At 37.7% G+C, this 7665-nt stretch carries 8 protein-coding genes and 1 pseudogene; all 9 read right to left on the bottom strand.

The genetic code is table 11. The features are described 5' to 3' along the window. On the bottom strand, positions 1 to 477 hold a 477-nt coding region (locus WFK35_RS18690), incomplete at its 3' end, for a GTPase (RefSeq protein ID WP_336733825.1). A gap of 250 nt (positions 478 to 727) precedes the next feature. After that, complete coding sequence (locus WFK35_RS18685; RefSeq protein WP_214589998.1) at positions 728 to 928, bottom strand: bacteriocin-like protein; 201 nt, start codon at positions 926 to 928, stop codon at positions 728 to 730. A gap of 148 nt (positions 929 to 1076) precedes the next feature. Beyond that, complete coding sequence (locus WFK35_RS18680) at positions 1077 to 1628, bottom strand: ferritin (RefSeq protein WP_336733824.1); 552 nt, start codon at positions 1626 to 1628, stop codon at positions 1077 to 1079. 219 nt (positions 1629 to 1847) lie between these two features. Continuing rightward, positions 1848 to 1931: pseudogene (locus tag WFK35_RS18675) on the bottom strand (hypothetical protein); the annotation flags it as partial. A 15-nt stretch (positions 1932 to 1946) separates the two neighbouring features. Next, a complete protein-coding gene (locus tag WFK35_RS18670; RefSeq protein ID WP_336733823.1) occupies positions 1947 to 3701 on the bottom strand; it encodes an alkaline phosphatase family protein in 1755 nt (584 codons plus the stop codon). Positions 3702 to 3885: 184 nt separating this feature from the next. Beyond that, a complete protein-coding gene (locus WFK35_RS18665) occupies positions 3886 to 4557 on the bottom strand; it encodes an HAD-IA family hydrolase (RefSeq protein ID WP_336733822.1) in 672 nt (223 codons plus the stop codon). A gap of 6 nt (positions 4558 to 4563) precedes the next feature. Further along, on the bottom strand, positions 4564 to 5718 hold the full coding sequence (locus tag WFK35_RS18660) for a TIGR03364 family FAD-dependent oxidoreductase (RefSeq protein WP_336733821.1): 1155 nt from the start codon (positions 5716 to 5718) through the stop codon (positions 4564 to 4566). Between the two features lie 12 nt (positions 5719 to 5730). Continuing rightward, positions 5731 to 7032 carry a DUF5690 family protein gene (locus WFK35_RS18655; protein WP_336733820.1) on the bottom strand — a complete coding sequence of 434 codons (1302 nt, stop codon included), beginning with the start codon at positions 7030 to 7032 and terminating at the stop codon, positions 5731 to 5733. Positions 7033 to 7042: 10 nt separating this feature from the next. Continuing rightward, positions 7043 to 7665, bottom strand: a 623-nt coding sequence (locus WFK35_RS18650; RefSeq protein WP_336733819.1) for a TonB-dependent receptor domain-containing protein, incomplete at its 5' end; no start/stop codon positions are given.

Raw genomic sequence — 7665 nt, 5'->3', positions numbered from 1 at the left:
TGCCAAAACATCTTCTTTTTTACCGGATTTGATGAACTTTTTAGCTTTTTCAACTGCTTTTCCTACCGTTTCCAGATCTTTCAGCTGAAGTTCGATATCAATGATTTCTTTTTCTCTTAACGGATCTACTGAACCTTCTACGTGAACAATATTTCCGTTATCAAAACATCTCAAAACATGGATAATTGCCTCACATTCGCGGATATTGGCAAGGAACTGGTTTCCCAAACCTTCTCCTTTGCTTGCTCCTTTTACAAGTCCTGCGATGTCTACAATCTCTACCACTGCGGGTAAAACTCTCTCAGGTTTTACTATTTTTTCCAGCTCAAATAATCGGTGATCCGGTACTGAAACAGTTCCCAAATTCGGTTCGATGGTACAGAAAGGATAGTTTGCCGACTGTGCTTTTGCGTTGCTCAGACAGTTAAAAAGAGTTGATTTACCTACATTCGGTAAGCCTACGATTCCACATTTCATAACGAAATTTTTATTTTATTTATAATGCTATGTAACCTTTCGGTTTCATATTGTAAAATTCTAAGGTTAAAATTAATATTCAAATTGGAGGTTATTTCCGATCTGAACTTTCAGCGTGCAAAGATAGTGATTTAAAAGCATAATTCCTCCACCCTGTCTATTTTTAAATTCTAAGCTATTTTCCTTTCCAGAAATAAATTATCCCCGAAACATTAAGCTTCGGGGACATTTTGTTAAAGATATGTTTCAATTATCTTGGGAAAGGAAGAGTTGGATGAATAGGATCTACAGGATAGCATCCGCAAAGACAATCCCACTGATCGAACACCTCATCGCAAACACCAATGGCTTCACATCTCCATAAATGTCCTACAGGACAAGCCGGAACATTGGGTCCTGCTCCTTTTACCTGCTTCAGCTGCTCTCTTGAAATTTTTTTCAAATTTTTCATAGTAATTTTTATTTGTAATTCAGACAAATATAATAATATTCTCTACATAATGAATTATTAAGTTAAAAATTTACTATAGAAATAAAACAATACTAAAAATCCGTCACCAATATGACGGATTTCAATAATTTAATTTCAAAAAAGATTATTAAGGATTATCTCCCGTCGCTTCCTGCGCCAAAGGGGCATCGTCCGGAGTTTCCTGCAAGGTTTTATCCAAAGTAAATAAAGATTCATCCGTAGCTCTGTCTCCACCTGCAATTTTCAATTTATCCATCAGATTCTGCGCCAGTGTTTCTTCTTCAATCTGCTCCTGCACAAACCACTGCATAAAGTTCCACGTTGCCCAGTCTTTTTCTTCAAGAGCCATATCTACAATTTTATAAATGGCAGTGGTGTTATTTACTTCATGTTTGAAAACCCCTTCAAAACAATCAGTAAGCGATTCCGGATCTGCCGGAGGAGCAGGAATTGCATCTACCTTTGGCTTTCCGCCTCTGTTTAATACATATTCCATGAATTTAATGGAGTGATTTCTTTCTTCCTGAGCGTGTCTGTACAAGAAATTGGCAATTCCCTGATATCCTTTATCGTCTGCCCAGATTCCGTATGATAAAAAGGTGTGTGAAGCGTGAATTTCTTTGTTCATCTGGTCGCTTAATGCTTTTTCAATGGAATCGGAAAGTCTTTTGGTATTCATAATAGATATTTTTTGTGATTATGAATCTATGGATACAAAAATAGTTCCGAGAAGTTTTTATTTTTAACCAAAACATTTACATACATCCGCAAACCACTGAATTACATCATTTTAATCCAGCAATTTATAGTTATTCTAAAATATAAAGCTGAAGTTTTCAGATAAAAAGAAAACTTCCGGTATAAAAACGGAAGCCTTCTCTAAAAAATTATCTCTGTTCTATTGCTTTATCAATGTTTTTGTAAGTGACTTTCCTCTTCCTGTTATTTTTATGTGATAAATTCCATTCGGGAAATGACTGACATTTAATTTTTCATGTTAATCATCGTTGTAGGAATTCACATTTTTTGATAAAACCAATGATCCTCTTGCATCCATAATTTCCAGCTTCATTTCTTTTTCCTTTGATTTGAATTGTATATTTACCTCCTGATTCGAAGGATTGGGATAAATCATAAAATCACTTGCTGTAATCTCTGTTTCTGAGGCAGATAAAATTCCGTTGGCGCATAGCGGAATTCTGTTGATCCCATCAATTCCCCAAGATGGCTGAACGGGAATACAAAGCCAGTTCAATACAGTCGGCAAATGATCCGTTTCCCGGGTTGTCGATAAATAATTATAAATTTTAAAATTAGTAACCGTGTTCAGATTTCTGGCAGGAGATCCGGTAATCGTAACGGTGTTTGCATTCGGACCAGAATCCGCCAGTGTATTTCCCGAAACCTCATCACATTTCCAGTTGGCAACCAATTGAGAATAATAAGGATGTGAAGCCGTAATATCCTGATTTGCCCAATTCACGATAACCTCGTTCGGAAGAGCAGATTTCCACACTCTGATGTCTCTATAAGAAGCTGCAAGCGTTGGACTGTAGGTGTTTGTCCCATCCTGATTGATCGTAAACGGGAGTCCCGAATCAATATTTCCAATGGTGTTCATTTTTGCAAAAGTTACGGGAACGCCATCTTCATACATCGTTACAAGTCCGTCTCTGTCGAAACTTACGGCAATATGCTTCCATGTATTAAGTTCCATTTTTCCGCCTACAAGATCAATCCTGTTGGTTCCGTCACCAATATTCATTTTAAAAGTCTGTCCGGAATATCCTGAAATTACAAAACCTTTGTTCTTTCCGTTTGCCCAGTTTTTATTACTCATCATTACAGGATCACTGGTGTAAGCAACATTGGGTTTCACCCAGAATTCAATTGTAAAATCCTGAGTTGTTCCAAAATTAAATGGAGTCTGATTCGCAGGTTTTGCATACGTTCCTGCCGGAAGATTGAGCTGATTGAACGTTTTAGGAGATTCTGAAATGGTTCTGCTGATTTGCTGAGGAGTAAAATTAGGATTAGAGTAGATGGTAAAAATATTCCTTTCCGAAAGATTTCCGCCTCCATGCCCGTTATCTACCGCGCCGTGATCCGTGGTTAAAACAACCAGCCAGTCTTCATTACTGTACGTTGATCGGCTTTTCATGGCGTTTACAATTTCTCCGATGTATGTATCAATAGTTTGTATGGCAGAAACATACTGCGGCACAGAAGACGAAAAGCCATAAGAATGTCCGGCGTGATCCACATCATCAAAATCAATAAACAAAATATCAGGATTATCGTTTTGCAAAGCATTTACAGCCGCATTTTTCACTGCGAGATCTGTTGTGAAATTAGTCTTTACATCCGCGTTCTGAACAATGGTATTATTAACCGGAGCCCAATGAGCTAGAGAAATGGTTCTTAAATTGGGATTATACGCTTCTGCTCTCGTTAAAAAGTCAGGGTAATTTGCATAATTCGGACTGGTAAAATTATTGTCCTGCACATTGTGTTTCGTATGCCAGACTCCTGTAAGCATGGTACTCCAGCCGTTTCCGCTCAAAGTAATTGCTGCACAGAGTCCGTCTAAAGAATAAACTGACTGATTTGCCAGTGCATGAATGTTCGGCGTACCGGAAGACATCATAACATCCGCCCGACAACCGTCGATCCCGATGAAAAGAACTTTCTTCGTCTGAGCTCCGAGAAAACAGCTCATTACGACTGCCATTGAAAATAGTTTTGCTTTCATAATAATAAGTGGGTTTTGAATTTTAAGATTTTACAAACTTTAGGTTGATTGAGTAATTTAAAAAAGGGATGTTTGGAACTTTGTCAAAGTTTAAAACTTTGACAAAGTTGATTTCCTGATTTCACGAAACCGATGTTCAGAAATAAAAAAGAGGCTGAATTGGGATAAGCGTAATTTGAACGAATTAGTAAAAAAATCGTTCAGCCTCAGAAATCGTGTTAAAAATATAATCGGGATTGGATTTTTCAAGTTCAGCCTTGCTCTGCGCTCCGGAAAGAACAGCTACCGTAACTCCGCATCCTGCATTTTTGCCTTCTTCGATATCAATGACGGAATCACCTGCTTTTAAAACTTTTTCAGGTTCATGAATATTGAATTTTTTCATAGCCAGAAGAATCATTTCCGGACTTGGCCGGCTTTCCGAAACGTCATCGGCTGTAATTAAAGCATCAAAGTGCGCATTTTCTTTCCAGCCCAGTTTTTCCAAAAGCTGCAGGGCAATTTCGGAAGTATAGCCTGTATTTAAAACAATCTTTTTATCCTGAGTTCTCATCTTGATGAGGAAATTTTCAACGCCGTTAATCGGTTTTACCTCTAAATTCTGATACGCTGTTTTCAGCTGATCCGAAAAGCTTTCAAAAATGGCAGCCGCATCTTCTTCATTTCCGCCTATTTCTTTTAACAGACTGCTGATCGCTTCCAGTTTTTCCATTCCGGCGCAGCTTAATAAAACTTTTTCCAGAGAAACGCTGTATCCGTAATCATTCACGGCAGTCATTAACGTTTTATATACCACATTATCTTCATCAATGGTGGTTCCAGCCATATCTAGAACCAGTAATTCTATATTCTTCATTTAATTTTATGTGTAAATTTTATCTATATTAAATTTTGAAAAGCCTCCGCTTCCCGTCATTCCCTTTCCTCCGATTCCCGTTACAATATGAATGTTGGGAGAAGGACTGTACTCGAAAATATCTTTTGTTTTGCACTGGGAATACACGCCAAACCATCTTCTCTGAATCTCGTAAGTCGGAAGATCTATGATTTTCTTTGCTTCACTAATCATGAATTCATCAATTTCCATATTCAGATCAAATCCTAGATCATCTGCATTTTTCGCATCTGCATATTCATGGGAATCTCCTAAAATAACCGAACCGTCCAAAGCCTGTTTGAATAAAATATGGACTCCGTATTTTTTCTCAAAGGAATTCGGATCTTCCAGTGACTTGATTTTTTTGAAAGACGGACATTCTTCAAAGGCTTCATACCTTCTGATGGAAAGTCCGGTGAGAATATTTCCCTGAAGCGCATAAATTCCCTGTGGCTTTGTCTGAAGCATCTGCAGTTTGCTTACCTCAAGATCACTTTCGTTAAAAACTTCGGGATATAACGTTTTAAATTCATGTCCGCCGCAGATGATTATTTTTGAGGCATTCAGTGCTGTTCCTGCAGCAGTAATGGCAATACATTCTCCGTCATTTTCATGGGTTTCAACAATGGTCGTGTTGTAGAAAATTTCCAGCTTAAGTTTTTCTTGTAAGAACCTGTGAAGTTTTACAATCATTTCAGCCGAGTCTACCGATAATTCCTGAGGGAAAAACAATCCGCCTTTGCAGTAATCTGAACGGAGTCCATCAAATTTGCTGATGCATTCGCTTTTTGACAGAAGAACAGATTCATAATCATTATTTTTATTGATTTCATGCAGCTCATTAATCAGCTGAAGTTCTTCGTCATTGGATGCGATATAGACCGTGCCGTTTTTTCGTATCGTTAAATCGGTATGCTGCTGAAGTTCATTATAAATTGCCAGACTTTCTCTTCCGAAGTTCTGCCATTTGAGGTTCATTCCGGAAGGAACAACCTGCCCGAAATTTCTTACCGTTGCGCCTTGAGGAACCGAATTTTTCTCTATTAAAGCTACTCTAAGTCCTTTTTTCAGCGCATGATACGCATGAAAAGTTCCTAAAATGCCTCCTCCTACAACGATTAAATCGAATTTTGTTGTCATTTTTACTATAATTTATATACTTTTCGAAGGATCGAAACTGATGTATGGTTTTTTATTGATTTCATTTTTTCCTGATTTTCTTCTGAATGCAACCAATGCGATGAAGGAAGAAACCAGCACAATGGTTACGATAATATAGTTCAGCCGGATATAAAAATTCAGCCATGAAGTCTGCGGTGAGCCGAAATTTTTGTAAAGCAGAATCAGAACACTTCCCAGATACCCGAAAGAATCTACGAGATAGATCAGAAATCCTACATTTCCTTTGATATTGAAAGCAGCAATCATCCTGTCGAAATAAATTCCGTTGAACGGGATATAACAGAGGTACATTCCGAAACCTGAAAGAACCATCCATAAAAAAGGCGATATAATTTTGATTTCAAATAAAAAAGTTGAAAAACCTACGATTAAAATCCCTCCAAAAAGAAGATAATGATACCAGGCAAAAGCTTTTCTGTTGTTTTTTATCTTCACCATGAACCCTAAGATTAGAAGCACCATAACAGCAATCGGAATTTCCGTTAAGGTAAAGATAGAGCTGCTGAATCTGATGTGCAGATTATCCCAGATCTCACGGTTGAAATTATCTCTGAAGTCCCTTAAAACCGTAAGACTTACGTACAACAATGTAATGCAGACCATCGGAACCAGAAACTGCTGAATGATTTTTTTTCTTTCTGCTTTATTAAGCGGCTCTCTTTTGTTTTTTAACAAAATGTCTTCTTCCGTAGGCTGCGGAAGTTTTTCCAGCATCAGTCCGAATATGAGCAACGGAATGATGAATAGCAATCCTGCCGAAAAAGGCATCCAGAATTCTGAAATATGGAAAGTATCCATTAAAAATTTCCCCGCAGATTTTGTAAATCCTGAAGAAACCACAAAACTCGAACACAAAAACAAACCGATGATTTCCGTTGTCTTTCTTCCTTCAATATAAGAAAAAACGATTCCCCAGATCATCCCGAGCGGAATCCCGTTAATGAACATACAAAGAATATTGTATGGAGCGGGAATGACGGCAAAACCCAGCAAAGCAAGCTCTGCAACTGCAATAAAGATGAATAAATAGAAGATCCTTTTTTCCGGCTTTAATTCTGAAATAAACTTAATTCCAAGAAATTTTGAGATAAAATATCCTATAACCTGCGCAATGATTATCAAAACTTTATAATCGATCCCGAAATAAGAAAGTCCATCGAAAGAGGCAACCGTAAAAGGTTTCCGGAAACCGTACATGCAAAAGTACACTCCAAATGCCGCGAAAGCCGCTTTCAGGGTCACTGCTGTTTTTTTATTGACCGCTTTTATCATGATGATCCGGTTAGAAATTAAATTTTATTCCCAAATTGCATCTTACGCCATAATATTCAACCTGTTCCGGTCGGGTTTCGTCTTTTCCGAAATGGTAAATAAGGGGTTTGTTCAGGATATTATTCACATCCGCGTACAAAAGAATATGTTTGGTAAACTGATAGGAACCTCCGAAATCCAGACTGCTGTATTTGCCGTAATAAGAATCATTGATATCATCTTCTGCATATTCAACAGCATATTTTCCTTTGTAATTGTACGCCAGTCTTGCATTGAATCCTTTTTTCTCGAAAAACAACTGAACATTGTATAATTCTTTTGCCTGATAAGGAAGTTTTACTTTCCTTCCGCCTGGTTTTACCATTTCAGAATCCATGAAAGTGGCGTTAAGCTGTGTTCCGAAATATTGCAGGAAGCCGGGTAAAAAATCGAATCTTCTGTTGATGCCCAATTCGATTCCGCTTAGTGAAGCTGCTTTTCCGTTATTTGGTGCGGTGAACTGTACTCCGTTTATTCCGTTGTAGTTTCCGATGAAAGAATCCTGAAAAATCGGGTCTGTAATAGATTTATAGAATACTCCCCCACTCAGAATTCCCACATTTGAAAAGTAGTATTCTCCCATCAGATCAAAAT

The sequence above is a fragment of the Chryseobacterium sp. VD8 genome, from assembly GCF_037149975.1.
Classification (GTDB): Bacteria; Bacteroidota; Bacteroidia; order Flavobacteriales; family Weeksellaceae; genus Chryseobacterium; species Chryseobacterium indicum.
This window is presented reverse-complemented; position numbering and strand designations above follow the sequence as displayed.